The following is a 24,838-nucleotide window of genomic DNA, read 5'->3' as shown; positions in this document are numbered from 1 at the left end:
CAAGAAGGTAGAGCCGCCTGACGCAGGTGCTCACCCCGGCAGCTCCGCATCAGCGCGCCCCTGGGCGCGGCACTGCCCTGTCCGGGGCTCCCCACCGCGCGTTGAGTCACGGATGGAACCGCCACCGGCCTTCAGAAATGACATCCACCTTGCCGTCCCTGACGCGAACGGCGGTCTCGTCGTCGATGAAGTAGATCGGGAAGTCCGCCCGCGCAGCGATGTGATCAGCCCAGGCGTCGTCCCGCTCGGGGAAATCCGGCGAGTACAGGTGGGGCTTGAGATACCAGTCGAAGAGGCCGAACGGCGGCTCCACGGTCGTCGCGCCGAGCACGTGGAGGTCCGTGGTGTCCCCGATGACGTCGGCGGAGTGTCCGGTGAGATTACGGCTGAAGATCATTGATCCGGCGCTGACCCCCACATAGACCCGGTTCTCCAGCGCCTCCAGGAAGCCGTCGGCCAGGCCGTTGCCGGTGATGCTGCGCGCGAGGTGGTAGTGGCTGCCGCCCTCGACATAGATGACGTCGGCGTGGAGCAGCCGGTCGAGCACCATCTGCCGGGGCAGGCCGTTCAGCTCCAGGACGTCGAACTCCCGCCAGCCGAGGCCGTGCAGCCGGTTCATGTCCGCGACGAACCATCCGTGGTCCCCGGGCTCGGCGACTGATGCCGTGGGAACGAACACCACGTTCGCCGATCCGAACGGCTTTCCCAGCATGTCCCGCAGCGCATCCCGCAGCGTCTCGTTGCGCAGGCCACTCGCCGTCAACAGAAAATTCATCGGACGAGCCAAGCACGACTGACGGGCGCGCGCAAACAACAGGCACTTACGCGGTTTCCACCTGGCCGTCCCGCGCCTCCCGTGGTTCTTCCGGTCCTTCCTGGATGTTCTGCGGCCCCGCTTCCCGGAAACGCAGCCCCACGACACTCACGGCGAACCCGACGAGGGCCAGTACGGCAGTCCAGAGCGTGGCCGCGTACATCGCGTCGAGGAAGGCGCGGTCGGCCGTCTCCGCCAGCTGCGGCAGCCGTAGCGAATGTGCCAGCGAGCGTGCCGCCTCGGCCGAGGTCCGGGCCTGCTCCTCGGCACCGGGCGGCAGCCCCCGAGGACCGCCGGGCAGCGTGGCATCGGCCATCCGCTCCCGGTACACCCCGGAGAGGACCGAGCCCGCCATCGCCACCCCGAGCGTCCCGCCCACCTGCCGCGTAACACTGTTGACGGCGGATCCGGCGCCCGCGAGATGCGGTGGCACCGCGCTCATCATCACGGCCGTGACCGGTGTGCCGATCAGGCCCATACCGAATCCCTGCACCAGCAGCAGGGCCGCGATGGTCGGGACCGGGGTCTGCTCGTCGAACCACAGATAGGCGAGATACGTGGCCGCGGTGATCAGTATTCCGGCGGCGACCGTCCACCGGGCCGACAGCCGCCGGCTCATCGCCGGGGACGCCTGACTGCCCAGGACGATGCCGACCGCGGCGGCGATCATCACGGTTCCGGCGCGCGCGGGGGAGAGCCCGCAGGGCCCCTGGAGATAGAAGGCCGCGTAGAACAGATGCCCGGCCAGCGCCATGAACGCGAGCAGCAGCACCACGCTCCCGGCTGTGAACCCGGGCTGCCGGAAGAGCCGCACATCCAGGCTGGGCGCCGGGGATCTGCGCTGACCGGCCACGAAGGCGGCGAGCAGCGCGCCGCCCAGCAGCAGCGGGAGCAGGACGTGCGGCCCGTACCAGGTCTCCCCGTTGCCCAGCTCGATGACCCCGTAGACCAGGCCGCCGAGACCGAGCACCGACAGGGCAAGACCCGGCAGATCGAGCACCTGGCGCCGTGCACCGCCCAGCTCGGGAACGACGGCCACCACTCCCGCCAGACACAGGGCGACAATCGGCACATTGACCAGGAACACCGACCCCCACCAGAAGTGGCTGAGCAGCGCCCCGCCCGCGACCGGGCCGACGGCCACGCCGAGGCCGCTGGACGAACTCCAGATCGCGATCGCACGGGTGCGCTTGTCCGCCGGGGTGCTCCGCACGATGATCGACAGCGTCGCGGGCATCAGCAGCGCACTGCCCGCGCCCATGAAGCCGCGCGCCACGATGAGCCAGGCCGGGCTTCCGGCGAACGCGCCGGCGCCGGAGGCGACGCCGAACAGCGTCAGACCGGCGAGCAGGGTGGTACGGGGACCGAAGCGGTCGGCCAGCGCGCCGCCCGCGAAGAGGGTGCCGGCGAAGACCAGGGTGTAGGCGCTCGCCACCCACTCCAGTTCGGCGGGGGTCGCGCCCAGGCCCCGGTCCGGATCGGCCAGGGTGGTGACAGCGACATTGAGGATCGAGGTGTCCAGCCAGATCAGCATCTGGGCGCAGACCACGACCAGGAGTACGGCCCACGACCGGGGCTGGGTGGCTTTGGTCATTCCGTGCCCAGCCCGTCGCGCCAGCTCGGCCGCAGCGGCTTCCAGCCCAGCGCCGCACGCGCCCGGTCGTTGGCCGCCCCGCGCGCCGCGGTGAGCTGATGGGTGATGAACCAGCCGAGCAGCCGGGGCGCGAGCGCGGACGGGATCGTGCGCGGCGGCGGGCCGCCCAGCGCTCGGGCGTAGGCCGGAAGCCACTGTGTGGCCGGGGCCGGCTCGTCGTCCGTCACATGGAACAGGCCGGTGGCGTCCGACTCGACGGCGGCGACCGCGGCCCCCACCGCGTCTTTCACATGCACGAACGAGGTGACCCCTGACGCGCCCTCGGGGAGCGGGAGCCGGCCGGCCAGCACCGCCTGCCCGGTCCCGCCGGTACGGGCGTACGCGGTTCCGGCGCCGTACAGCGTGCCGTACCGCAGCACCACGCCCGCGAGGTCGGGGTTGTCCAGGACCAGCCGTTCCAGCTCGGCGACGGCCCGTACGGTCGCGGCCCAGCCGGGGTCGGGGGCGTCCACGTACAGTGGCGCGTCCTCGTCGAGGACCGGATCCCCGGCCGGTGCGGCGGCGAAGGCGATGCTCTGTGCGACCAGCCGCCGGGCCCCGGCCGCGCGGGCCGCAGCGACCAGATTGGCGGTGCCCTCGGTACGCAGCCGCGCGGTCAGCGCGAAGGCCTCCGCGGGGTCGTCGCGCAGCAGTCGCAGCGCCGTCATCTGGTGGACGACCACCTCGGGCCGGGCGGCCGAGACCGCCGACAGCAGGGCCTGTTGGTCGAGGGCGTCGGCGACCACGACCGTGTCGGCGTCTTCGTTCAGGGCCTTCGCCCGGGACTCCTCCCGTACCAGCGCGCTCACCTGGTGGCCCCGCGCCCGCAGCGCGCCCACCAGCGGGTGTCCGATCACTCCGGTCGCCCCGGCGACAAGTATCCGCAACGGTCAGCCCTCCGCACCGGGGGAAAGGGGGGTGCGCACCCGCATCAGCAGGTGGCACGCCGCATCGCCCTCCCGCAGACAGCTCGTGGCCCGGTTCTCCGACAGGGTCACGCCGAGCCCTTCGGACCAGCCCGCGTGGACATCGGTGCACGGGCACTGGTAGCCCTCCAGCGAACCGGCCATCCGCACCATGGTGATGGCGAAGTTCCGCCGCAGCGTGAGCACGATCAGATCGTCGCCGGCCACCTCGGTGGCGGCGTTGCGCAGTTCCCGTGGGAACATCCGGTCGCCGCACTCGTCGTACCGGCGGCGCAGCTCCTCCAGATCCTTGGCGCCGTCACCGCTGTCGGGCAGGGCGCCGCTCCGCCGGGCGACCTGCTGCCCGACCTTGAGGGCGATCTTGCGCATCGCCTCGGCGTTGATCTCGTTCGCGACCTGCTGTCCGAATCGCTTGGCCACCCCCTGATACCAGTTGGCGTCGTGCTGCCACCACAGCCGGTATGCCTCCAGTGTCCGGGCGCGGTGGTTGACCCCGTCTTCACCCGTTGCCGTGCTCATGTGTGCTCCTTGGCCGCGAACCTGTCGCGTATCACTCGTTTGAGAACCTTGCCCGTGGCGCCCTTGGCCACGTCGTCGGGTTTCATCCGCAGGGTCCGGGTCACCGGGGGGAACCCGGCATCCGCGAGGGCGGCGTTGACCCGTCCGGTCCACGTCTCGTCGCTGTCGACATCGCGGTCGCCATCGCTGCCGCCGTCGCCGTCGCCGTCGCCGTCGCCGTCGCTGTCGTCTGTGAGCTGGAGCAGCGCGTACGCCTCGGCCTCTCCGTCGCCGTCCCAGTCCGCCCGTACCCCCTTCGGGGCGACCCCGACGAGCGTGCAGTCGGCCAACTCGGGCAGCTCCCGCAGCAGCAACTCCTCGGTGCGGGTGCTGAACAGGATCCCGTTCCGGGTGCGGATGGCGTCCGGGGCCCGGTCGAGGTGGTAGAAGTTGCCCTCCTCGTCCTGGTAGGCGAGGTCTCCGGTGAGCCAGTAGCCGCCCAGCCGCAGCCGGTGGAAGGTCAGCGAGTCGTTCCAGTACCCGGGGGTGAGCGTCGGCGACTTCAGCCCCAGGCGGCCGACCTGCCCGGGCGGCAGCGGGGTGCCGTCCTCGGCGAGCACGGCGGCCTGGGCGAAGCTGATCGGCTTGCCGACGCAGCGCGAGTAGGCCGAGGTGTCCTTGGTGTGCCGGTTGTGGAAGACCGAGTAGCCGGCTTCCGACGAGCCGAGCCCGTCGACGAAGACCGAGCCCTCGACCCGGGTGCGGCGCAGGTCCCTGCCGATCCGCTCGTGGCTGCCGTGCTGTACCAGGGCCCGGATATGCGCCTCGTGCGCCGCGTCCCCGGTGTTGAACCACACCTGCACACTGGACAGGTCCCGGGCCGCCAGGTCCGCCGCGGCCATCTCGCCGAAGGTCGCGGCGAAGGCCAGCACCGTACTGGGCCGGAACTCCTCGATGGCGTCCAGCACATCGGCGCCGCGCTGGCTGGAGAGCAGCTTGATGTGCGCGCGCAGCAGCAGGCAGTACAGCAGTGTCGCCACCGCGGCGTTGTGCGCGCCCGGCAGCCCCACCAGCGTGCGCTCCATATCGGCGCCGGTGGAGTAGCGGAGCCGGTGCACCTGTGCGTACATCAGCGTTCGGTGGGTGTGCGGCACGCCCTTGGGCATCCCGGTGGTGCCCGATGAGTGGGAAATGATCACCGGGTCGGTCGGGTCGTGGCGGTACGGGTACGACTGGGGCAGCAGCTCGCGGTGGGCCGGCCGGATCTCGGCGGCGGTCACGCAGAAGCCCGGCCCGGCCCCGGACAGTACGACATGGTGGTCGCGGTCGGTGAAGGCGCCCACCGCGCCCTGTCCGCGTACGTACTCCCGGGCCATCTCCGGGGGCAGATTGCCGTTGACGAACGACGGGATGGCGCCGAGGGACGTCAGCGCCAGGAAGTTCACCGCGAACTCGGTGCTGGAGGAGGTGTGCACGGCGACCGGGTCGCGGGGCCGCACGCCCTGGGCGGCGTACCAGCCCGCGTACGTCTCGACCGCCTCGTCCAGCCGACCGAGCGTCAGCGTCTCGGGGCGGCTGCCGTCCGGCGCCTGCCAGCTGCCGTCCGTCCACAGCACGGGCTCGTCGAGCGCGCGACCGTATGCCTTGAGGCGGTGCAGGACATTGCCGGCACCGAGCTCGGTGTCGGAGCAGATCCGCGCCCGCTCCTGCCTAGTGATGAGCATGGGGCTCCCTGTCGTCCCTTACGGCGGGCGCGTCCGTCGGCGCGCTCGGGGGAGTTTCCGCGTCGGCGGTGAGCCGGAACGCGGTGCGGCCGCGCCGTACCCCCGGCTCCGTCACCAGGAGGTGACTGCCGCCGTCCCGCAGCAGCCGCCGGTGGGCGGCGGCCAGGTCGAACAGGCCCAGGATGTTTCCGGGATGCCCGGCCGCCGCGGTGCCGACTGTCTCGGTGCCGACCGCCTCGTCGTGGGTGGCGTGGTCGGCTTCGTACGCCTCGGCCGACCGGACCGAGACCGGTGCCTCGGCGCCCGGTCGGCCGAGCAGCACCGCCGCGGCTAGGCCGGCGGGTGTCGACGGGGGCGGCACTGGGCGGTTGCTGCCGACGGCCAGTTCCCGGTACGCGTCGGACACCCTTGCCCAGCCATCGGCCGGGGGGACCCCCGCCTCACGGCGTTCGCCCCCGCCCAGCTCCACGCCCAGCACCAGGACCCGGTCCAGCTCCGGGTCCTCCAGCAGCAGATCCGCCATGGCCAGCAGCTCGGTCACCGGATCGTCGAGGGTGGAGAGGCTGAACGTCTGCCCCGTGATCCCGAACTCCCGGCTCGTATAGCCCAGTACGGAGTTGGCGGTGGCCTGCATGAACAGCAGCGGGTTGTGGACCTGCCCGGAGACCATGCGCCGACTGGCCAGATCCGCGGTGGTGGTGTCGCCCATCAGACTGGCCAGCGCCACGGCGGTGCGTGAGCCGTCCCCGGGCCGTTCGGTGAGGCACTGCCTGCTGACCTCGTACGCCAGCGGGCTGAACGACGACTCCACGAAGCCGGGCAGCCTCGGCAGCGGGAGGTCGTCGTCCCGCCCGGTGCCGAGCGTCGCGGTGGCGGTGGCGAGGATGCCCAAGGGGGAGCGGAGTACCGTCTTCTCGGTCTTCACGGCCGCTCCAGTACGAGTGCGGTGTTGGCGCCCCCGAAGGCGGCGTTGACGGTGAGGGCCCGGCGCAGGTCGGCCGCACGGGGCTGGTTCGGCACATAGTCCAGGTCGCACTCCGGGGCCGAGCGGGTGAACCCGGCGGTCGGCGGCAGTACGCCGTCCAGCAGGGCCAGCATCGTGATCACGAACTCCACCACGCCCGCGGCCTCCAGGAGGTGGCCGGTGGTGCTCTTGGTGGAGCTGATGGGTATGGTCTCGGCCCGCTCGGGGAAGGCGGCCCGTAGTCCGCGGGTCTCCGCCCCGTCGTTGTATTTGGTGCCGGTCCCATGCGCGTTGACATAGCCGAGGCCCGCCCCGTCCGGGTCCCCGGCGAGCCGCATCGCCTGCCGTGTCGCGAGGGCCAGGCCGACACCCTCCGGGTGCGGTTGGGCGATGTGGTGGGTGTCCGTGGCCGCGCCCCAGCCCACCACGGTGGCCAGCGGCCGGGCACCGCGGCGGCGGGCGTGTTCGGCGGACTCCAGCACGACGGCCGCCACCCCGTCGCCCAGCAGCAGTCCACTACGGTCGGCGCTGAACGGGCGCACCGCGCCGTCGCGGGACAGTGCCCGGCCGGAGTCGAACTTGGCGAAGGTCTCCTCCTCCACCAGATATCCACCCGCGCAGACCGCCGCGTCGATCCGGCCCGAGGAGATCAGCCGGCAGGCATGGATGATGGCCGCGGCGGACGCGACACAGGCGTTGGTGAAGGTGAGCCGTGGCCCGGTCAGCGCGAGCCGCCCGGCCAGCAGCTCGGCGAGGTGCGCGGGTACGGCGTCGGCGGCCCGCTCCGTAGCCCCGGTCGCGGAGTGCGGGGCCGCTGCCACGTCCTGCCGGCGCCCGGGCGTGGCACCGGCGGCGGTTCGCCAGTGGCGGGTGACGCTGGTGCAGTCGCCGGCGACGCCGAGCAGCACCGCGGCCTTCGTACCCGGACGGAGGCCCGCCAAGTCGACGGCCTCCGCGCCGCACTGCGCGAGCGCATGGCGCAGCGCCCAGTCCCAGGCCGCGTCGGGTCCGTCCGGGGCGACGCCCGCCATCGGCGTACGGTACGGGCCGGTGTCGAACCTCGTGGTGGCCCGGAACGAGGGGATTCCCGCGAACACCCCGCGCCGCAGGGCCTCGGCTCCCGTGCCGAACGCGGTGCGTACACCGAATCCGGTCACCGTCACCTCACCGCTCATCGCCGCCGCCCTCTGCTGCCCTCTGCCGGCGCCGGTCCGTCTGGGCGGCGCGCAGATACGCGGTGAGCCGTCGCAGCGAGGTGAGCCCGACGACGTCCTCGTCGCTGGGTTCCACGACCAGGCCGTAGCGCTCCTCCACCATGTGCAGCAGCCATACCAACCCGAGGGAGTCCAGTACCAGTTCGGCGTCCTCATCGAGCTCGGCGGGCACCGCGGGGAAGACCCTGCGGTCCGACAGCAGCTCCCGGACGGTGTCGGTGGTGATGGGGGACAGGGCGAGACCGCCGTCGCTCGCTGTGTCTCCCGCGCTCATGCCTTCGCACCGCGTCGGGCGACCTCGGCGACGAGTTGGCCGAGGTTCAGGGAGGCCAGGGGTTCGATGTCGGCGTCCGGGATCTCTACGCCGAACCGCGACTCCAGCCGCAGGGTGAGCTCGATCAGGCTCAGCGAGTCGAGCTCCAGCCCCTCGACGGTCACCGGGCTCTCGTCCGTGATGCCGTCGCGGCTCGTCAGGAGGCTCATCTCGTCGATGACCGTGGCCAGGACGAACTCGCGGATCTCGCCCTCCAGCGTTGGCGTGTCCATGAATGAAATCCTCACGTGAAAGAAAAGTCGTACGAAGGTGTGAACAGCCCCGGCCGGCTACCCTCCGACCGTCGCGGCCGCCTGCAGCGTGGCGGCCTGACGCACCAGCTTCCCGTTGGACGTGCGGGGCAGGGTGTCCAGCAGCCGGATCACCCGTGGCAGCTTGTAGTCGGCAAGCCGCTCCCGGCACCAGCGCAGCAGCTCCTCGGCGGACGGGCGGTCGTCCCCGGCGGTCAGCGCGACATAGGCCTCGGTCACGCCCTCGTGGACCAGAACCGCCTGCTCGACCCCCGGGTGTCGGCGGAGCACATTCTCGACCTCGGTGAGATCCACTTTGAGGCCGCCGATCACGACAAGGGAGTCGGCGCGGCCGTGCACCCGGACCGCCCCGGTGTCGTCCACCGTGGCCCGGTCCCTGGTGTGCAGCCAGCCGTCCGCGAACTGGGTGCCGCCCGAGTCGAAGAGATACGGCGAGTCCTCGAGCGCGACGTCGAGTTCGCCCCCGTGCTCCCGGACCACCACATCCGGTACGGTCCGGCCGACCGACGGCCGCAGCGCGCCGCTGACGTCCATGGCCACCACACCGGTCTCCGTGGTCCCATAGGACTCGCCGACCGGTACGCCGTACCGTTCGGTGAACCGCGCCGCGACCTCGGAGGGCATCATCTCGCCGCCCGACACCGCGACCCGCAGCTCGGGCAGTTCGGGGGGATCGATGGCGGCGGCGAGCAGTTCGTAGTGCATCGGCACCCCGAACAGGGCCGTGATCCGGTGGTCGACCGCCGTCCGCAGGATGTCGCGGGCCGATACCCGGGGCGCGAACACCACGGACACACCGGCCGCCAGTGAGTGCAGCAGCCCGCCGATCAGTCCGAAGCTGTGCGCCGTCGAACTGAGCAGCAGCAGCCGGTCGCTCTCGCCCGGCATACCGGGGATCGAGGCGAACCTTGCCACCTCGGCCTCGATCGACCGGGTGGTTCTGCCGATCACCTTCGGCCGTCCGGTGGAGCCCGAGCTGAACTGGACCAGCCGGTGCCCGGTGGCGGCCGGTCGGCCGGTTCTTCGGCACTCGGTGACGATCTCGTACTCGGGCCGGAAGCCGGACGTCCCCTGGACGTTGGAACCGGCCCGGACCATGAACTGTGGTCGGCAGGCAGTGCAGAGAGCTTCCACCTCGGCCGGTTTGAGCCGGAAGTCGAAGAGCATCACTTGGGCGCCGAGCCGCCACAGCGTGAGCAACACCTCGACCTGGGTGAAACTGGGCGGTGTCCGCAGGCCCACGGTGCTGCCCGGACCGATGCCGTATCCGGCGAACACCTCGGCCTGCTTGGCCACCCGCTCCCGTAACTCTCCCCGGGAAATGGTCAGCTGCTTGTGTGTCAGGTAGGGCAGGTCGTCATTCCGCCCGTCGAACAGCCTCTGGATCACGGGTGACATGCCAGTGTTGTTCATCAGGATTCCTTGCAGAACTCGCCGATCGGCAGGCCCACATGGCGCTTGTCCGTGGCCAGATAGCCGAGCAGTTCATCGCCGGTCCGCAGCTCGGTGACGTTGAGGACCTTCCCGCCCGGTCCGAGCACCCGTACATGCCAGTCGTCCTGCACGGTCAGGCTGACCAGCTGCCCGTCCTCGGCATGGGCGCGGATCTCCAGCAGCGGCCGGGACTCCAGCTTGGCGCGGCCGACCACGACCCGCCGGGTGCGGCCGTCGGCGCCGACCGCCAGCAGGGCGTGGCCGGAGCCCACCTCGCTCAGATAGCTGGTGCGGTTCTCGGGCCCGAGCGTGTACGAATGCAGGGCGCCGGCGTTGACCCGGAACGGCCGGGTCGGCATGTACGGCAGCGGATGGGTTTCGCTGCAGCAGAGAATGAACCCGGAGGAGTACGAGCCGACGAGGATGCCCTCGTCCTCCTCGAAGTGCGAGCAGGTGTCCACACAGACCCGGTCGCCGAGCCCGACGTGCTGGATGCTCTCCACGGTCAGCGTGGCCAGCTCCAGCTGGGGTGTGGTGGCCTCCAGCAGCCGGGCCAGCGCGAACACCTCGTCGGCGGTGCGGGGCGGGTACAGGATGCCGTCCGAGCCGCGCTCCAGCACATCGAAGACGATGGCCGCCTCTTCAAGGTCGGCGACGGTGGTGAGCAGCTTGCCCTCGGCGGACTCGGCCGCGGCGAGCACGATCTCCAGCGGGATCTTGGTCGGATCGGCGAAGTGGATGACGGTGTACGGCAGCGCCATGGCGCCCGCGCACGACAGCCGCAGGGTGCGGTCGTCGCGTACGTCGATAAAACCGGCGGTGGGCGTGCCACCGGCGGCACGGTTGCCCGCGGCGAGGGCGTCGAGTTCGTCCTGGGTGGTGAACGTCCGCAGCAGGACGTCCCATCCGGCGCCGGCCGTGGCCTTTGTCTGCTTGGAATCGTCGGCGCCCTTGGTTTCCTTCGTCTCCTTGGCGCCGGGCTTCTTCGCGGTGTCCGTGGCCGGATTCCCGGGGATCAGCACCCGGGTGACGGTCGGGGGCAGCGTCGCAAGCAGCTCGGCATCGGTGGCCAGCACCCCGGCCATCCGGGTGTGGACGGCCGCGTCCACCACCGCCTGGAGCTGTGGCCCCGGGACTTCACGCAGATCGATCCATGCGAACCTCATGCGATACCTGCCACCATCGTCGAGTAATGGGCCATGTCATCGGTCCGTCCGTCGGGACGCGCCGCCGGTTCGGTGCCGTCGCCGCCGCTGCCGCCACTGCCGCCGTGTACGACCGCGGAGAGCCGGGACACCAGCGCGGCGGGTGAGGGGGAGGTGAAGACCCGGCGGCCGATGGCCAGCCCCCGACAGCCGGAGGCCATGACGGCAGTGCCGTATTCGATGAGGTCGGAGCCGTCCGGTGGGCCTCCGGCCGCCAGGATGGGGATGGGGCTGTTGGCCACCACCTCGGCCATTCGGTCGAGCGGCAGGGCGACGGAGGTCTTCACCATGTCGGCGCCCAGATCCGCGGCGACATTGACCAGATGCGCGAGCAGGGCGGGATCGTGTGGGTTCTCGATCCGCGGGCCGCGGGGGTAGACCATCGCGATCAGCGGCATGCCCCACGCATCGCAGGAGCGGGCCACCGCCCCCAGATCGGCGAGCTGCTGCGCTTCGGTGTCCGACCCGATGTTCACATGGACGCTGACCGCGTCCGCACCGAGCCGCAACGCCTCCTCGACATCGCCGACCAGCACCTTGGCGTTGACATCGGCGGAGCAGGCGGTACTGGCGCTCAAGTGCACCACCAGGGCGCAGCTTTTGAGGATGTCCGGTGCGAGGGCGCGGGCGCGTCCCTTGTGGACGACGATCCCGTCCGCCCCGCCGGCCACCAGCGCCCGCAGCAGATCGGGCCACTGGCCGGCGGGGACGATCGGGCCGTCCGAGACGCTGTGGTCGAGTGGCACGAGCAGGTGTTTGTCGTCACCCGCCAACGACAGTCGTCTTAGGCGAAATAACTTGCCGTTTTTCATCATGGGTAATGCGCCTTCCATACCCAGAGGCCGCATGGCAAGGTCTGGCAGCGGCTTCGAGTGAAAATCCTGGAAAAGCGGAACTACGGCATCCCGTTGGGGCCTCCATGGCCGAAAAAGAGCGGTCATGAAACTTTCAAGTTCTTGCCCGCCTCAGCATTCACCGAGTGATCGCCCGTTGGCAAGGTGTGACTGCCTGGGAATTTTTACGCCGAACTCCGCATACTTATTGGCTCGCGACCGGGTGGATGGGGGCCGAGTCGTGGTCGCGGTGGGTCGTTATGCGGAAAGTGGTGGGGGTGGTGCCGCATGGTGCGCTCTGTGTAATTTTTGGAGATGTGTCCATGTAGCGGCAACGGACGCTTTATGGCTGATGAGCTGTGTAAAGAGGCGCTTATTCGTCTCCAGAACCCGCGACATCCCCCGGTTAAATCGGACGACCAGGCTTCCTTGTCGAAATCGAATTTCGGGGTTTAGAGTGACACCCCGCTCCGATTCGTGTTGCATGCGAGGCCGTCCCCATCTGGACCCGGACCGTTTGGTTCCGGGCATACCGGAAGTGAACCCCCATGCCCGATTCCCCCGCCAAGACCGCGCTCGAGACCGCCCGGCCCAGACCGGCCGCCGCTCCACCGCCGGAACCGAAGAGCAAGGCGGCGCGGATCGCCGTCGCGAGCCTGATCGGCACCACGATCGAGTACTACGACTTCGCCGTGTACGGCACCGCCGCCGCGCTTGTCCTCGGGCCGGCCTTCTTCCCCTCCGGCAACGACACCGCCTCCTCCCTGGCGGCGTTCCTCACGTTCGCCGCGGCCTTCCTGGCCCGCCCCCTCGGCGTCGTACTGTTCGGGACGATCGGCGACCGGCTGGGCCGCCGACGGGCTCTGGTCACCTCGCTGTTGCTGATGGGCGTGGCAACGGTGGGCGTCGGACTGTTGCCGACGTACGAGACCGCGGGACTCCTCGCTCCCGTCCTGCTGGTGACGCTCCGGCTGCTGCAGGGCGTGAGCATGGGAGGCGAGTGGGGTGGCGCGGTACTGCTCTCCGTGGAACACGCGCCACCCGGGCGCCGCGCGCTGTATGCGTCCATTCCCCAGGCCGGCCCCTCGCTCGGCTTCCTGCTGTCCAGCGCCGTCATCCTGCCCACCCTCCACCTCGCCGGCCGGGACGGCTTCACGCACGGCGCCTGGCGGATCCCCTTCCTGCTCAGCACCGTCCTCGTCCTGATCGGCCTGTGGGTGCGTACGACGGTCTCCGAGTCACCCGTGTTCAGCCCGGCGGCCACCCGTACAACGCCGGCGCCGACGCCCATGTCCCGCTTTCCGCTCGGTGTCCTTCTCCAACAGCATCCCGGTCGGCTGCTCCTCGGCGTCGGCGCGGCGCTCGGTGGCTCAGCCGTCTACTACCTGACGATCGTCTACAGCATCTCGTACGGGCCGAAGTCACTCGACATTCCCCAGAACACGATGCTGACCGCCGCGAGCGTCGGCGCCGCGGCCGGAATCGCCATCACCGTCCCGGCCGCCAGGCTCGCCGACCGGGTCGGCCGCCGCCCGGTGATGCTGACCGGAGCCGTCGGCTGCGTGTTATGGGCCGTGCCCATGTACGCCTCGCTGAGCTCGCGCGACGCCCTGACGATCACCGGCGCCTATACGGTCGGACTCGTGCTGCTCGCGCTGATGTTCTCTCCGGTGGCGGCGTTCCTCGCCGAACTGTTCCCCGCCCGGCTTCGCTACACCGGCGCCTCCGCGGCCTTCATTCTCGCCAACACCTTTGGCGGCGGCTTCGCCCCGTCCATCGCCACCTGGCTGAACAGCCAGTGGGATTCACCGCTCGTGCTCGGTTTCTACACCGGCGGGCTCTGTCTGGTGAGCCTCCTGTGCCTGCTGGCCCTGCCGGAGACCCGCGACTGCGAGTTCGACACCTAGACGGTCTGTGTCCGCTGTGCCTCCACACGGACACGAGCGAGGCCGAACTCGTCGGCCACCCGCCCTGCGGGCGGCGATTTCCGCAGGTGTAGCGTGAAACGGATCCGGCCGGTCCGTCCGGCGAACCTGTGTCCTGACGGGGGACCTTCCGCGATGCGCCACCTTCCTCGCGTCGCCACGTTCGGCGCCCTCGCCGCCTCCGCCCTCCTCGCCCTCTCGGCCTGCTCCGGTGGCGGCTCGGACGACGCATCGTCCGATGCCGACGGGAAGAAGGGGAAGGAGAGTGCGAGCAGCAGTGGCACGCCGGGCTCGAAGGCCACGTCGTCGCCGTCCGCCGGGGCGAGTGGTGCGGCCGGCGGATCCGGCTCCGCCCAGCCCGTCACGTCCAAGGTCGAGGTCAGCATCAAGTCGTGCCAGCTGCGCGATGCGGCCAAGCTGTTCGCGGTCGTCCAGCTCGACAACGTGAACGGCGCGGCGGACTACGCCTACACCGTCAAGGTCCGCTTTCTGAACTCCGCGCACCCCGACAAGGAGGTCTACGCCACCCTCACCGATCAGCCCGTCCAGGCCGGAGCCCGGAAGAGCGCACTCGCGTCCGCCGCCTGGAAGGGCGACTCCGCCGCGATGCCGCAGACCTGTGAGGTGGCCAAGGCGACCAAGGTGAAGCTGGCCGGCTGACCCCGGCCGCGGCCGCGTGTGGTCGGGGTCGCGCCACGGAGTGTCGCCGCCGTCACCGGGACCCGTCCCGGTGACGGCGGCGAACAATGGCGAACGACCCACGCCCGTTCCGCGCCAGAGGGATCAGTGCGACGACGTCTCCATGTTTCGGGGGAAATGACGGTCGCGCTTGTCCTCCTCGCTCAGGAAGGAAGACCCCACATGCCGCGCATGCGCATGATCGTCCTCGCAGCCATCTCCGTGGCCGCCTCGACTGCCGCCCTCGTCCTCCCCGCGCACGCCGACACGTCCACCCGCCACGGCGCCACCGCCGCCCGCTGCACGTACCCCGCCGACGTACTCGACCTCACCAACTGGAAGGTGACCCTCCCCACCGGCGACGACGAGGATCCGACCGAGATCACACAGCCCGAGCTCGCCACCTTCTCCGCCAAGCCCTGGTTCCGGGTCAACGAGGGGTGTGACGCGGTCCGGTTCCGAGCCGCCGTCGACGGCGTGACGACGGGCGGCTCCAGCTACCCGCGTGCCGAGCTGCGGGAGATGACGGACGGCGGGGAAGAGGAGGCCAGTTGGTCGACCATCGAGGGCACCCACACTCTCGTGGTCAATGAGGCGTTTCTGGCCCTGCCCAGCGACAAGCCGCATCTGGTCGGCGCCCAGGTCCATGGCGGTGACGACGATGTCACGGTCTTCCGCCTCGAGGGCCGCAAGCTCTACATCACCGACGGTGACGACTCCCGCCACCACCTCGTCACCGACGACTACGCGCTGGGCACCGAGTTCGAGGCCAAGTTCGTGGCGCGGGGCGGGAAGATCGACGTGTACTACAACGGGCACCGGGAGACCACGATCTCGTACGACGGCGACACCAACTACTTCAAGGCGGGGGCCTATACGCAGGCCAACTGCGGCAACTCGGACCCGTGCGACCGTGACAACTACGGCGAGGTCCAGATATCCAGCATCAAGGTCACCCACTCCTAGTCAGAAGGTCACGGTGCCGGGCGCCAACTGCTGGCCGAAGCACGCGCGCTGGCGAAGTTCAGCCATCCGCATGTGGTCACCCTTTACGACGCCGTCCGCGCGGGCAAGGGCAAGAAGGCCACGTTCTGGCTGGTGATGGAGCATGTGACCGGCGGGAGCCTGGACGTCCCGGTGAAGATGGTCCCGCAACTCGCGGCGCATATCGGCGCCCAGATCGGGGCCGCGCTGGCGGCCCTGCACGCCAAGGGGATCGTGCACTGCGACGTCAAGCCCGGCAATATCGTCATCACTCACGACAGAGTGGCCAAGCTGGCCGACTTCGGCGCCGCGTACCGGGTGGACGGCAGTGAGACGATCACGCCCAACGGACCGATCAGCCTCACCCCGGCCTACGCCGCCCCCGAGGCGTTCCGGGCAGCGCCCGAGCGGGCGTCCGACGTGTTCTCCCTCGGCGCCACCCTGCACTGGCTGGTCACGGGGACTCCGCCGCTGCGCGGCCCCGGACGCGCGGTCCGGCTGGAGGCCATAGGCCCCCAGGTCGGGCCGCTCGGCGGGGTGCTCACCGCGATGCTCCAGCACGACCCCAGGACCCGTCCCACCGCCGTCGAGTCGCTCAACGCGCTGGCGGGCATCGTGGGATCGCCGGACCAGCTTCCGACCCTCCCGCTGACCTCGGTGACCAAGCCCTATACGGACACCGTTGCCGACGTCGCGGACCCGCCGGGCGGACAGCGGCGCCGGACGACGACCCTCATCCGGCGCCGACCGCTGCTCACGGCCGGTGTCACCGCCGGCACGGCACTGGCCATCGCCGTTCCGTTCATCGTGATGCGCCTCGGTGGCGAAGCCGACGCGGACAAACCCACCCCGCCGGCGGGTGGCGCCACGCGCCCCAGCGCCTCGGGCTTCATCGGCGACCCCCGTACGGCCGACCCCTGCGCCTTGCTGGACGCCACCGTGTTCGGCCGGTACGAGGAGGCCGAACTGGACGGTGACGAGGGCAACTTCAACCGGTGCGACGTCATCCTGAAGGAGCACGGCGAGGACGTCGTGGATGTGCGGGTGGAACTCGACGCCGACCCGTTGCCGGAGGGAGTGGCGAGGAAGACCACCGGCAGGGTCACCGTCGTGGAGCGCACTGCAGAGGGCGACGCATGCGAGCGGGCCATGGCGGTGTCCGGCGCTCGCGGCAACAGCCTTCGGGTCACCGCGGCCGCCAGACAGCCTGCCGGGATCAAGCAGCCGCTGTGCGACACCGCGGATGTCGCGGCGGGCATCGCGGTCAAGGTGCTCAACCGCGGTGAGATCCCCCGGCGTTCCCCGGGCTTCCCGGCCAATTCGCTGGCACAACAGGACGCGTGCACGCTGCTCGACGCGAAGGCGCTGGAGAAGGTGCCCGGTATCGACGCCAAGGACCCGGACGTCGGATTCGGCCGCTGGGACTGCCAGTGGAAGAGCACCACCAGCGAGTTCGAGGTGGACTTGCGGTTCGACCAGGGCGGCCTGCCGACCGACAAGAACGCCCGGTCGACTCGGCTCGGCGATAATCGCCAGGCCATCGTTCTGCCGGAGCACGAGGGCCCGGGGAGCTGCCGCGTCGAGGTGGTCTACCGCCACTACACCGGCGTGGACCGGGTGACGGGGACCGAACGGGTCGCCCTCGTCCTCAAGGGGGCGGGCCGCAAGGGCAGGCCCTGCGAACTGGCCACCGAGCTCGCCGGTTCGGCCGCCGCCGCGCTGCCGCCCGGCTGACGGGCTGATTCCTCTTCTATCGACCCAGTTTGTGAACTGGGTCGAGGAGCAGCCCTGTCTCGAGGTGTGGCTAGCTTGCTAGGATGCTAGCATCGCACTCGTGGGTGATGAGGAAGTCAAGCAGTTCAACGTGTACCTGCCGATCGGGCTGATCAAGCAGGTCAAGTACCGCGCCATCGAGTCGGGCTCGTCGCTGTCGGCGCTGGTCGCCGACGCGCTGCGCGCCTATCTCGACGACGCCCAGCGGCAGCAACAGTCATCGACGGAGAAGGAGATCTGACATGACGACCGAGGGAATCGAGGCCGTGTTCCTGGAGACGCACAACTGGGGCAAGGCCGCGAAGTTCTTCCAGGCGCTGGGCTTCGAACTGGAGTTCTCCACCGACCACAACTCCGGCCGGCTTCGCAACGGCGACGGTCCGTACCTCTTCATCGCCGAGGTCCCCGAGGATCGAAAGCCCCAGATGCAGATCGTGCTGAAGGTGCCGGATGCAGAGGGGTTCCGTCCTGATCCTGCCGTCGAGGTGGTCACGCCGTTCGAGGACACCCACTACGGGACCCAGGAGATGACCGTCCGCGACGCCGACGGGCGTCTATGGAGCCTCCAAGCTCCCGCCAAGGACTGACCACAGCGACTGACCACAGCGACTGACGACCACGAAAGCGGGGAACACCATGGCAGACGAGCAGACCGGGGCGCCGGAAAGCAGCGCGGTGCGGGTCGCCCTCTGGCGGGCGATGCACCTGGAGGCCGACCCACCGCCCCATGTACTCGAGGACGAGATCGGCCGGCAGCTGGCGGCCCCCGACGATGACTGGCGCCGCCGCCCCGATATGGACCCGCACGCCACCAGCGGGTTCCGGGCATCCATCGTGGCCCGCGCTCGGTTCATCGAGGACCTGGTCGCCGAGCAGGCCGACCGCGGTGTTGCCCAGTACGTCATCCTGGGAGCCGGCCTGGACACCTTCGCGCAGCGCAGGCCGGAGATCGCCTCCCGCCTGCGGGTATTCGAGGTCGACCAGCCCGGCCCTCAGGCATGGAAGCGCCGCCGCCTGGCCGAACTCGGGTACGGCGTTCCCGACTGGCTGCACCTGGTGCCGGTCGACTTCGAGGCCAGCGAGTCCTGGCTGGAGCAGCTGACCGCTGCCGGTTTCGATCCCGGCCGGCCGGCCGGCGGTCATTGTCTCCACCGGCGTCACCATGTACCTCACCAAAGACGCCACCGCGGCCACCCTGCGCCAGATCGGCGGGCTCGCCCCCGACTCGACGCTCGCCATGACCTTCATGCTGCCGCCCGAACTGGTCGATGACGCCGATCGTCCCGGCCTCCGTGCCAGTGCGGAAGGCGCGCGCGCATCCGGAACGCCATTCATCAGCTTCTACACACCGGAGGAAATGCTGGCAGCGGCCCGCGAGGCCGGCTTCAAAGACGCCCGACACGTATCGGGAGCTGTGCTGGCCGAGCGCTACTTCGCCAACCGCACCGATGGCCTTCGCCCGTCGAGCGGCGAGGACCTGCTGCTGGCCACCATCTGACCAACCGCTGTAGCACGTGTCGTGGGTGAAGGGTGCCGTACTGAAGGCGGAGTTACGCCTGAACGCCGCCCCGCCGACATCCCGTCCCCGTGTCATGGGCCAGCAGTCCCGGTGCCTCCGGCGAGATCAGGCCGACCCGGGCGGCCAGTTCCCGGCCGTGCACGTCGACGGCGGCCTCGATGAGGCCCGCGAGCGCGATCGTGGCGTGATGCGGCTCATGGCATGGCTCCGGTCAGCGTGGAGGTGAGGTGGTGTGGTGTCCGCTCTTGTGAGCGCAGCCAGATTTCGCAGCCCACCGTGGACATCAGCGGTGCCAGGTCGGCGATCGACGCGTGTGAATGCGCGACGCGGCGCAGGCGGTCGGGGTCGATCAGGCCGGCCTCGGCCAGCAGCGAACCGTCCAGAAGCGTGGAGATTTTGCCGCGCTGCCGATCCAGGGCGCGATAGAAGTCCGCACAGTATTGGCCCTTTGTGGTGCGCCCCAGGATCTGCTCGGGAACGATGCCGGCCATCGCGGTTGTCAGCAGCGGTTTGAAGCGTCCCGGGGCCGCGGCCTCCCAGGGGCGGACGGACAGGGCGGCTGCCACCACGGCGTCGTCGGTGTAGGGCAGCGCGAGATCGGGGCCTGGCAGGGACTTGTTGATCAGGCGCACGGTGTTGCCGCCTTCCCGTACCTGGTGCAGTACGGCGTGGAGGCCGCGTTGGGGAGCGAGCGGCTCGGGGCAGTGTTCGGCGGCCTCCCGTAGCACGTCCCGCGCCGAGCGGGCGGCCTGCGGGGAGGCCCACGCGGGCATACGGGGCACCGGCTGCCAGCCGAGGTGATCCGCCGGCCCGTGCGTGTGCGGGGCGGTCAGATGGTCGGCCGCCTCCAGCAGCCACCGGTGGTAGCCGCGCCGGTCCGTCAGCGCCCGAAGCATGGCCCAGCGGCTGACGCGCCAGTCGAGGCGTTGCCGCCGGGCCCGCTTGAGCACCAGCCCCGGGTGCTGCGTCAGGGCGTCGATCCAGTGGGAGGGGGCGGGGGTGAACAGCTCGTCGCCGCCTCCGCCGCCCATGTGCAGCCGGGATCCGCGTGCGTGGACGCGGCGCAGCAAGTCGTCCAGCTTCGCGACATCCCGCGTCCAGGGGCCGGGCTCCTGGGCGGCCAGGCGGAGCGACCCCAGCCCTGCGAACCAGTCGGGCGTCTCGCCCCGCCCGACCACCAGATGCGTGGCCTCGGGCAGTTCCCGAGCGGCCTGGGCGGCCCACGCGGCATCGTCGTTGCGCGCGTCCACGCCCTCCCAGCGCGCCGTCACCAACGCGGTGTCACCGCGGGCGGCCAGAAAGCACAAGCTCGTCGAATCCAGCCCGCCGGACAGATCGGCGCTGACCGTTCCCCCGCCCGCCGTACATGTGTCCACCGCCTCCAGGAGCGCGGCGCGCACCGCCTGTGCCGCCTCGCCCAGAGGGAGGACAGGCTCGGGAGGGCACCACCAGCGCACCGTGCGTCCGCTGCCGTCGCGAGGCCATATCAGTGCCTCGTCGGGCCGTACGGCATGCACCCCCTGCCACATCGTGCGTCCGCCCAACGCCGCCCATGACACACCGGGTTCCAGCAGCCGCGCCGCCAGCATCTCCATGTCCGGTGCCGAACCGACCAGCTCGGCCAGCACATCCGCGTCCGAAGCCGCCACCGGTACGCCGTCCACGCGCGCGGTGAAGACGCGACACGCCGCAGAAGCCGTCCCCCGTGCCCACACGCTGCCGTCCACCGAGGCCAGCACGTGACAGCTGCCCGCCAGCCCGGCGACCGCCTGCTCCACCTCCTGCGCGCTGCGCGCCCGAGCGGCCTTCCGGCGCAGTTCCTCCGGGGAGACGGTGAACCTGCCCGACAGGGCGAGCCGCGTGGCCCCCGCCTGGACGGCGAGCATGCGCCCGTCGACCCGCCGGCCAACCAGCCACGGTCTGCCCGACGCGTGCCGCAGACAGTTCGACGCGCCCTCGTCGGATTTGTCATGCCGCAGCCGCGCCGCCAGCGCGGCGGCGGCCTCCGTGTCCGGCAACACCACCCACCACCCGTTCACCGCAAAGCTCCTCCGCCTCGACCGACACCACGACCTGGAACCGTCACCTGGGGGCGGCGCGGGCCGGTGAGGGTGCCCTGGTCCCTCACCGACCTCAGCCGCTCGTCCGTACCAGGTCTAGCGGCTCGGGCATTGTTCGGGTTCGAGCCCTGGTGCCGAACAAACAAGTCCTGAAAAATGTGACGACGCCGCGCAGGCTGTGACATGCGGGAACAACGGGGAGGTGCGGCGATGCCGCGCAGAGAACGACCGCTGGAGTCGGGGGACGGCCTGTTACTGGAGTTCGCCGCGGGCCTCAGACAGCTGCGGCGGAAGGCCGGCAATCCGACGTACCGGAGACTGGCGGAACAGGCGCACTACTCGATTTCCACCCTGTCCTCCGCGGCCTCCGGGCAGCGGCTGCCGACGCTGACGGTGACGCTGGCGTATGTGCGCGCCTGTGAGGGGGACGTGGAGGAGTGGGAGCAGCGTTGGCGGGAAGCGGCGGAACAGCTCGGTGAAGCGCCCTCCGCCCTCGGCTCGGGGGAGGAGTCCGACGCGGACTCGCCGTATTCGGGCCTGCGGTCGTTCCGGGAGCAGGACGCGGAGTGGTTCTTCGGCCGGGAGCAGCTGGTGGACGAGCTGGCCGGGCGTCTGGAGCGACAGCGGTTCGTGGCCGTGATCGGGGCCTCGGGCTCGGGCAAGTCGTCGCTGTTGCGGGCGGGGCTGGTGCCGCGCCTGGAAGGAGCGGCGACGACGGTGGTGTTGACGCCGGGGCCGCGGCCACTGGAGGAGTGCGCGGTGCGGCTGGGCGCGCTGGCAGGGGTCACGCCGGGCGGACTGTACGAGGAGCTGAAGGAGGACCCGGAGAACCTGGGCCGTGCGGTGCGGCAGATCACCGTCCGCTCCGACGCGGCCGGCGGCGACGTGGTGCTGGTCGTCGATCAGTTCGAGGAAGCCTTCACACTCTGCCGGGACGACTTCGAGCGGGACCGTTTCATCGAGGCACTGGTCACCGCGGCCTCGGCCGAGGGCGCCCGGTGCCGGGTGGTGCTGGGGGTACGGGCCGACTTCTACACGTACTGCACCCATAACGCCCCGCTGGTGGAGGCGATGCGCGATGCGCAGGTGCCGGTCGGGCCCATGGGCCTGGACGAGCTGCGCCGGGCGGTGGTCAAGCCGGCGCACCGGGCCGGACTCACCGTCGAGGGCGCGCTGCTGGCGACGCTCACGGCCCAGGCGCACGCCCAGCCCGGGATGCTGCCGCTGCTGTCCCACGCGCTGCTCCAGACCTGGCGGCGGCGGCGTGGCAATGCGCTGACGCTGGACGCGTTCGAGGCGGCGGGCGGGCTCGAGGGCGCCCTGGTGCGCACCGCGGAGGACTTCTTCCGGCAACTGAACGGGGAGCAACGGAAGCTGGCCCGACGGGTGTTCGTGCGGCTGACCGCCCTGGGCGAAGGCACACAGGACACCCGGCGGCCGGCCCGCCTGGAGGAGCTGGAAGGGCTGGCCGAGGCCGACGGCGGCGATATCGACGCCGTACTGCATCGTGCGGCCGCCGCGCGGCTGCTGACGCTGGACCGCGAGCGGGTGGAACTGGCCCACGAGGCCCTGATCCGGTGCTGGCCCCGGCTGCGCAGATGGCTGACCGAGGACCGCGAGGACACCCGGACCCTGCGCCGGCTCACCGACGCGGCGCAGGTCTGGGAAGCGCTGGGGCGCGATCCCGGCGCGCTGTACCGCGGCACCCGCCTCACCATGGCCACCGGACTCGACCGCACGTCCCTGTCCGCGCCGGAGCGGGAATTCCTGGACGCGAGCTCGGCCGCGCGGGCGGCCGAGCAAGCGGCGGTGCGGCGCCGCACCCGGCTGGGACACCTGGCGGTGGCGCTGCTGAGCACCCTGCTCGTCCTGACGACCTCGACCGCGGTCCTCGCCGTTGTGGCCCAGCGGACGGCGGACCGGCAGCGCGACGACGCCGGCGCACAGCGCGATGTCGCGAGTTCACAGCGGGCCGCCGAAAAGGCCGCGGCGGTACGGGCGGCCAACCCCGCCCTGGCCGCCCAGGTGAGTCTGGCCGCCTACCGGCTGTCGCCCACCCCGGAGGCGCGCGGCGCTCTGCTCAGCACGTTCGCCACTCCGTACGCCACACAGCTGACCGGTCGGCGGATCGTGGTCACCACGGTGGCGTTCGCCCCGGACGGCTCCACGCTGGCCACCGGCGACGCCGACGGGACCGTGCGATTATGGCGGGTCTCGGATCCTCACCGGCCGCGTGAGCTCGGCGCGCTGCCCCGCCTGGCCGGCCCCGTCCGTACGGTCGCCGTCAGCCCCGACGGCCGTCTGGTGGCCGCGGGCGGCGAGGACGGCAAGGTGGCGGTGTGGGACATCGGCGATGTGCGGCGGCCCCGGCTCGTGGCGCGCCTGGCGGCCGACGCCGGTCCGGTCGTCGGACTGGGGTTCGGCCCCGGCAAGGGAACACTGGCGGTGGTCGCCCGCGACGGGATCCGGCTGTGGCGGCTGTCGGACGGTCACCGGCTGCGCCGCCTCGCCGCGTTGGAGGTATCTGCCGCCGTGACCGCGGTGGCGTTCAGCCGGGACGGTCGGAAGCTGGCCACGGGCCATGCCGACCACACCGTACGGCTGTGGGCGATGCCCGCCTCGGGCGGGCGTCCGCGGCAACTGTCGGCCGAGGCCGGTCCCAGTGGCATCGTGAACGCGATGGCGTTCGCCCCGGACGGCCGCAGGCTCGCCACCGGCGGCAGCGACTACAAGGTGCGGCTGTGGGACGTGGCCTCGCCCCGCGACGCCCGTCCGGTGAAGGTGCTCACCGGGCACACCGACGCGGTCACCACGGTGGCGTTCAGCCCCGACGGCCGCACACTGTCCAGCGGCAGCACCGACGCCACCGTACGCCGGTGGGCGGTGACCGCTGACGGTCCTGCCCGTGAACTGGCCGTTCTCTCAGGGCACACCAGCGGTGTCGGAGCGCTCGCCTTCAGCCCCGACGGCCGCACCTTGGTCACCGGCAGCGCGGACCAGACCGCACGTCTGTGGGATCTCCCCGGACCGGCCCTGACCGGCCACAGCAGTTCGGTCTACTCCGCCGCCTTCAGCCCCGACGGCCGCCTGCTGGCGACCGGCAGCTACGACCGCAACGTGCGCATATGGAGCCTCGCGGACATGCGCGGCCCCCGGGAGCTGCCCCCACTCGCCGGCCACACGGGCCCGGTCAACTCCGTCGTCTTCCGGCCGGACGGGCGTGTACTGGCCAGTGGCAGCGCCGACGGCACGGTACGGCTGTGGGCCCTGGACGCATCGCGCCGTCCCCGTCTGCTGGATGTTCTGCCGTCCCGCGTCGGCCACGTCAACACGATCGCGTACAGCCCGGACGGCCACACCCTGGCCACCGGCGGTGAAGAGGGCACCGTGCGGCTGTGGGACGTGACGGATGTGCGGCGCCCCCGTCCTCTCGCCGCTCTGCGGAGAGCGGGCGCGGTGGACTCCGTGGTGTTCTCGCACAACGGCCGCACCCTCGCCGTCGGCGACCGCAACCGTACGGCCAGCGTATGGAATCTGGCCGACCGACGGCACCCCGGACGCCTGGCCGTCCTCGTCGGCCACACCGACGGGGTGAAATCGGTCGCGTTCAGCCCCGACGACCGCACCCTGGCCACCGGCAGCGAGGACCGCACCGTACGGCTGTGGGATCTGGCCGATCCCCGTCATCCGGTCCTGCGCAGCCGGCTTTCCGGCTACGCCGACGGTGTCATGTCCGTCGCCTTCGCCCCGGGCGGGCAGATGCTGGCCGCCGCGAGCTCGGACGACACGGTGCGGCTGTACGACATCGCCGGTCACGGTGGCGCCCAGGAACTGGCCCTTCTGGCAGGCCACAACAAGCCGGTCGACACGCTCGCCTTCAGCCCCGACGGCCGAACCCTCGCCACCGGCGGCGAAGACTGGACCGCACTCCTGTGGGACCCCAGCGCCGAGCGTGTCGCCTCCCGGATCTGCGCCACCGCCTTCCCCGCCCTGACCCGGGCCGAATGGCGCCAGTACTTCCCCCAGCACACGTACCGGCCACCGTGCTGAGGGAGTCGGGGTCGCGCGC

Annotated in this window: 20 protein-coding genes and 1 pseudogene; 8 read left to right on the top strand and 13 right to left on the bottom strand. The window is 71.0% G+C overall.

From position 1 onward, the window contains the following. Positions 1-106: 106 nt before the first annotated feature. From CCN51_RS22160 to CCN51_RS22105, 12 genes are read right to left on the bottom strand one after another with little or no spacing between them, the layout of a single operon-like run. A complete protein-coding gene (locus tag CCN51_RS22160; RefSeq protein WP_043486247.1) occupies positions 107-775 on the bottom strand; it encodes a peptidase E in 669 nt (222 codons plus the stop codon). 46 nt (positions 776-821) lie between these two features. After that, entirely contained in the window at positions 822-2,408 is a 1,587-nt protein-coding gene (locus CCN51_RS22155) for an MFS transporter (RefSeq protein WP_014174214.1), read from the bottom strand. Beyond that, positions 2,405-3,334, bottom strand: a complete 930-nt coding sequence (locus CCN51_RS22150) for an NAD-dependent epimerase/dehydratase family protein (protein WP_014174213.1) — start codon at positions 3,332-3,334, stop codon at positions 2,405-2,407. The genes CCN51_RS22155 and CCN51_RS22150 overlap by 4 nt, the downstream gene beginning before the upstream one ends. A gap of 3 nt (positions 3,335-3,337) precedes the next feature. Then, complete coding sequence (locus CCN51_RS22145) at positions 3,338-3,892, bottom strand: hypothetical protein (protein WP_014174212.1); 555 nt, start codon at positions 3,890-3,892, stop codon at positions 3,338-3,340. Continuing rightward, a complete protein-coding gene (locus CCN51_RS22140; RefSeq protein WP_014174211.1) occupies positions 3,889-5,595 on the bottom strand; it encodes a class I adenylate-forming enzyme family protein in 1,707 nt (568 codons plus the stop codon). The genes CCN51_RS22145 and CCN51_RS22140 overlap by 4 nt, the downstream gene beginning before the upstream one ends. Beyond that, the gene (locus CCN51_RS22135; protein ID WP_014174210.1) at positions 5,582-6,520 is read right to left on the bottom strand and encodes a hypothetical protein; all 939 of its coding nucleotides are present in this window, start codon (positions 6,518-6,520) and stop codon (positions 5,582-5,584) included. The genes CCN51_RS22140 and CCN51_RS22135 overlap by 14 nt, the downstream gene beginning before the upstream one ends. After that, positions 6,517-7,734 carry a beta-ketoacyl-[acyl-carrier-protein] synthase family protein gene (locus CCN51_RS22130; RefSeq protein WP_014174209.1) on the bottom strand — a complete coding sequence of 406 codons (1,218 nt, stop codon included), beginning with the start codon at positions 7,732-7,734 and terminating at the stop codon, positions 6,517-6,519. Before CCN51_RS22130 ends, CCN51_RS22135 begins: the two co-directional genes overlap by 4 nt. After that, positions 7,724-8,047, bottom strand: coding sequence for an acyl carrier protein (locus CCN51_RS22125; RefSeq protein WP_014174208.1), 324 nt, complete (start codon positions 8,045-8,047; stop codon positions 7,724-7,726). Before CCN51_RS22125 ends, CCN51_RS22130 begins: the two co-directional genes overlap by 11 nt. Next, complete coding sequence (locus CCN51_RS22120; protein ID WP_014174207.1) at positions 8,044-8,319, bottom strand: acyl carrier protein; 276 nt, start codon at positions 8,317-8,319, stop codon at positions 8,044-8,046. The genes CCN51_RS22125 and CCN51_RS22120 overlap by 4 nt, the downstream gene beginning before the upstream one ends. A gap of 57 nt (positions 8,320-8,376) precedes the next feature. Further along, the gene (locus tag CCN51_RS22115) at positions 8,377-9,771 is read right to left on the bottom strand and encodes a class I adenylate-forming enzyme family protein (RefSeq protein WP_014174206.1); all 1,395 of its coding nucleotides are present in this window, start codon (positions 9,769-9,771) and stop codon (positions 8,377-8,379) included. Then, entirely contained in the window at positions 9,771-10,958 is a 1,188-nt protein-coding gene (locus CCN51_RS22110; protein ID WP_014174205.1) for a 3-dehydroquinate synthase II family protein, read from the bottom strand. Before CCN51_RS22110 ends, CCN51_RS22115 begins: the two co-directional genes overlap by 1 nt. Next, positions 10,955-11,812, bottom strand: a complete 858-nt coding sequence (locus CCN51_RS22105) for a 2-amino-3,7-dideoxy-D-threo-hept-6-ulosonate synthase (protein ID WP_078610344.1) — start codon at positions 11,810-11,812, stop codon at positions 10,955-10,957. The genes CCN51_RS22110 and CCN51_RS22105 overlap by 4 nt, the downstream gene beginning before the upstream one ends. Before the next feature lie 566 nt (positions 11,813-12,378). Between CCN51_RS22105 and CCN51_RS22100 the strand changes: the two genes are divergently transcribed. The 7 genes and pseudogenes from CCN51_RS22100 (at position 12,379) to CCN51_RS22070 (ending at position 18,688) form a co-directional block, all read left to right on the top strand. Next, complete coding sequence (locus tag CCN51_RS22100) at positions 12,379-13,737, top strand: MFS transporter (RefSeq protein WP_014174203.1); 1,359 nt, start codon at positions 12,379-12,381, stop codon at positions 13,735-13,737. Between the two features lie 153 nt (positions 13,738-13,890). Then, the gene (locus CCN51_RS22095; protein ID WP_014174202.1) at positions 13,891-14,415 is read left to right on the top strand and encodes a hypothetical protein; all 525 of its coding nucleotides are present in this window, start codon (positions 13,891-13,893) and stop codon (positions 14,413-14,415) included. A 201-nt stretch (positions 14,416-14,616) separates the two neighbouring features. Further along, positions 14,617-15,399, top strand: coding sequence for a polysaccharide lyase family 7 protein (locus tag CCN51_RS22090; protein ID WP_014174201.1), 783 nt, complete (start codon positions 14,617-14,619; stop codon positions 15,397-15,399). A gap of 27 nt (positions 15,400-15,426) precedes the next feature. Beyond that, positions 15,427-17,151: a protein kinase domain-containing protein gene (locus CCN51_RS22085; RefSeq protein WP_106436321.1), complete on the top strand. Its 1,725-nt coding sequence runs from the start codon at positions 15,427-15,429 to the stop codon at positions 17,149-17,151. Between the two features lie 100 nt (positions 17,152-17,251). Further along, positions 17,252-17,431: a hypothetical protein gene (locus tag CCN51_RS22080; RefSeq protein WP_014174199.1), complete on the top strand. Its 180-nt coding sequence runs from the start codon at positions 17,252-17,254 to the stop codon at positions 17,429-17,431. A gap of 1 nt (position 17,432) precedes the next feature. After that, positions 17,433-17,777 (top strand): VOC family protein, encoded by a 345-nt coding sequence (locus CCN51_RS22075; RefSeq protein ID WP_014174198.1) that lies wholly within the window; start codon positions 17,433-17,435, stop codon positions 17,775-17,777. A 49-nt stretch (positions 17,778-17,826) separates the two neighbouring features. Next, a pseudogene (locus CCN51_RS22070) lies at positions 17,827-18,688 on the top strand (class I SAM-dependent methyltransferase). Positions 18,689-18,903: 215 nt separating this feature from the next. On the opposite strand, the gene CCN51_RS22065 reads toward CCN51_RS22070, so the two are convergent. Continuing rightward, positions 18,904-20,748, bottom strand: coding sequence for an asparagine synthase-related protein (locus tag CCN51_RS22065; protein ID WP_086859997.1), 1,845 nt, complete (start codon positions 20,746-20,748; stop codon positions 18,904-18,906). Positions 20,749-20,979: 231 nt separating this feature from the next. Between CCN51_RS22065 and CCN51_RS59290 the strand changes: the two genes are divergently transcribed. After that, entirely contained in the window at positions 20,980-24,819 is a 3,840-nt protein-coding gene (locus tag CCN51_RS59290; protein WP_014174193.1) for an nSTAND1 domain-containing NTPase, read from the top strand. The last annotated feature ends 19 nt before the right edge of the window (positions 24,820-24,838 follow it).

This window comes from Streptomyces milbemycinicus, from assembly GCF_002154605.1.
Taxonomy (GTDB): Bacteria; Actinomycetota; Actinomycetes; order Streptomycetales; family Streptomycetaceae; genus Streptomyces; species Streptomyces milbemycinicus.
The sequence above is the reverse complement of the archived record's forward strand: the minus strand, read 5'-3'. Positions and strand labels throughout refer to the sequence as shown.

Excerpts from the sequence above, each read along its gene's own strand:
- CCN51_RS22095 (WP_014174202.1), top strand. The coding sequence starts at position 13,891 with ATGCGCCACCTTCCTCGCGTCGCCACGTTCGGCGCCCTCGCCGCCTCC.
- CCN51_RS22125 (WP_014174208.1), bottom strand. The coding sequence starts at position 8,047 with ATGAGCGCGGGAGACACAGCGAGCGACGGCGGTCTCGCCCTGTCCCCC.
- CCN51_RS22155 (WP_014174214.1), bottom strand. The coding sequence starts at position 2,408 with ATGACCAAAGCCACCCAGCCCCGGTCGTGGGCCGTACTCCTGGTCGTG.
- CCN51_RS22145 (WP_014174212.1), bottom strand. The coding sequence starts at position 3,892 with ATGAGCACGGCAACGGGTGAAGACGGGGTCAACCACCGCGCCCGGACA.
- CCN51_RS22075 (WP_014174198.1), top strand. The coding sequence starts at position 17,433 with ATGACGACCGAGGGAATCGAGGCCGTGTTCCTGGAGACGCACAACTGG.
- CCN51_RS22115 (WP_014174206.1), bottom strand. The coding sequence starts at position 9,771 with ATGAACAACACTGGCATGTCACCCGTGATCCAGAGGCTGTTCGACGGG.
- CCN51_RS22160 (WP_043486247.1), bottom strand. The coding sequence starts at position 775 with ATGAATTTTCTGTTGACGGCGAGTGGCCTGCGCAACGAGACGCTGCGG.
- CCN51_RS22140 (WP_014174211.1), bottom strand. The coding sequence starts at position 5,595 with ATGCTCATCACTAGGCAGGAGCGGGCGCGGATCTGCTCCGACACCGAG.
- CCN51_RS22090 (WP_014174201.1), top strand. The coding sequence starts at position 14,617 with ATGCCGCGCATGCGCATGATCGTCCTCGCAGCCATCTCCGTGGCCGCC.
- CCN51_RS22130 (WP_014174209.1), bottom strand. The coding sequence starts at position 7,734 with ATGAGCGGTGAGGTGACGGTGACCGGATTCGGTGTACGCACCGCGTTC.
- CCN51_RS22110 (WP_014174205.1), bottom strand. The coding sequence starts at position 10,958 with ATGAGGTTCGCATGGATCGATCTGCGTGAAGTCCCGGGGCCACAGCTC.
- CCN51_RS22105 (WP_078610344.1), bottom strand. The coding sequence starts at position 11,812 with ATGATGAAAAACGGCAAGTTATTTCGCCTAAGACGACTGTCGTTGGCG.
- CCN51_RS22120 (WP_014174207.1), bottom strand. The coding sequence starts at position 8,319 with ATGGACACGCCAACGCTGGAGGGCGAGATCCGCGAGTTCGTCCTGGCC.
- CCN51_RS22100 (WP_014174203.1), top strand. The coding sequence starts at position 12,379 with ATGCCCGATTCCCCCGCCAAGACCGCGCTCGAGACCGCCCGGCCCAGA.
- CCN51_RS59290 (WP_014174193.1), top strand. The coding sequence starts at position 20,980 with ATGCCGCGCAGAGAACGACCGCTGGAGTCGGGGGACGGCCTGTTACTG.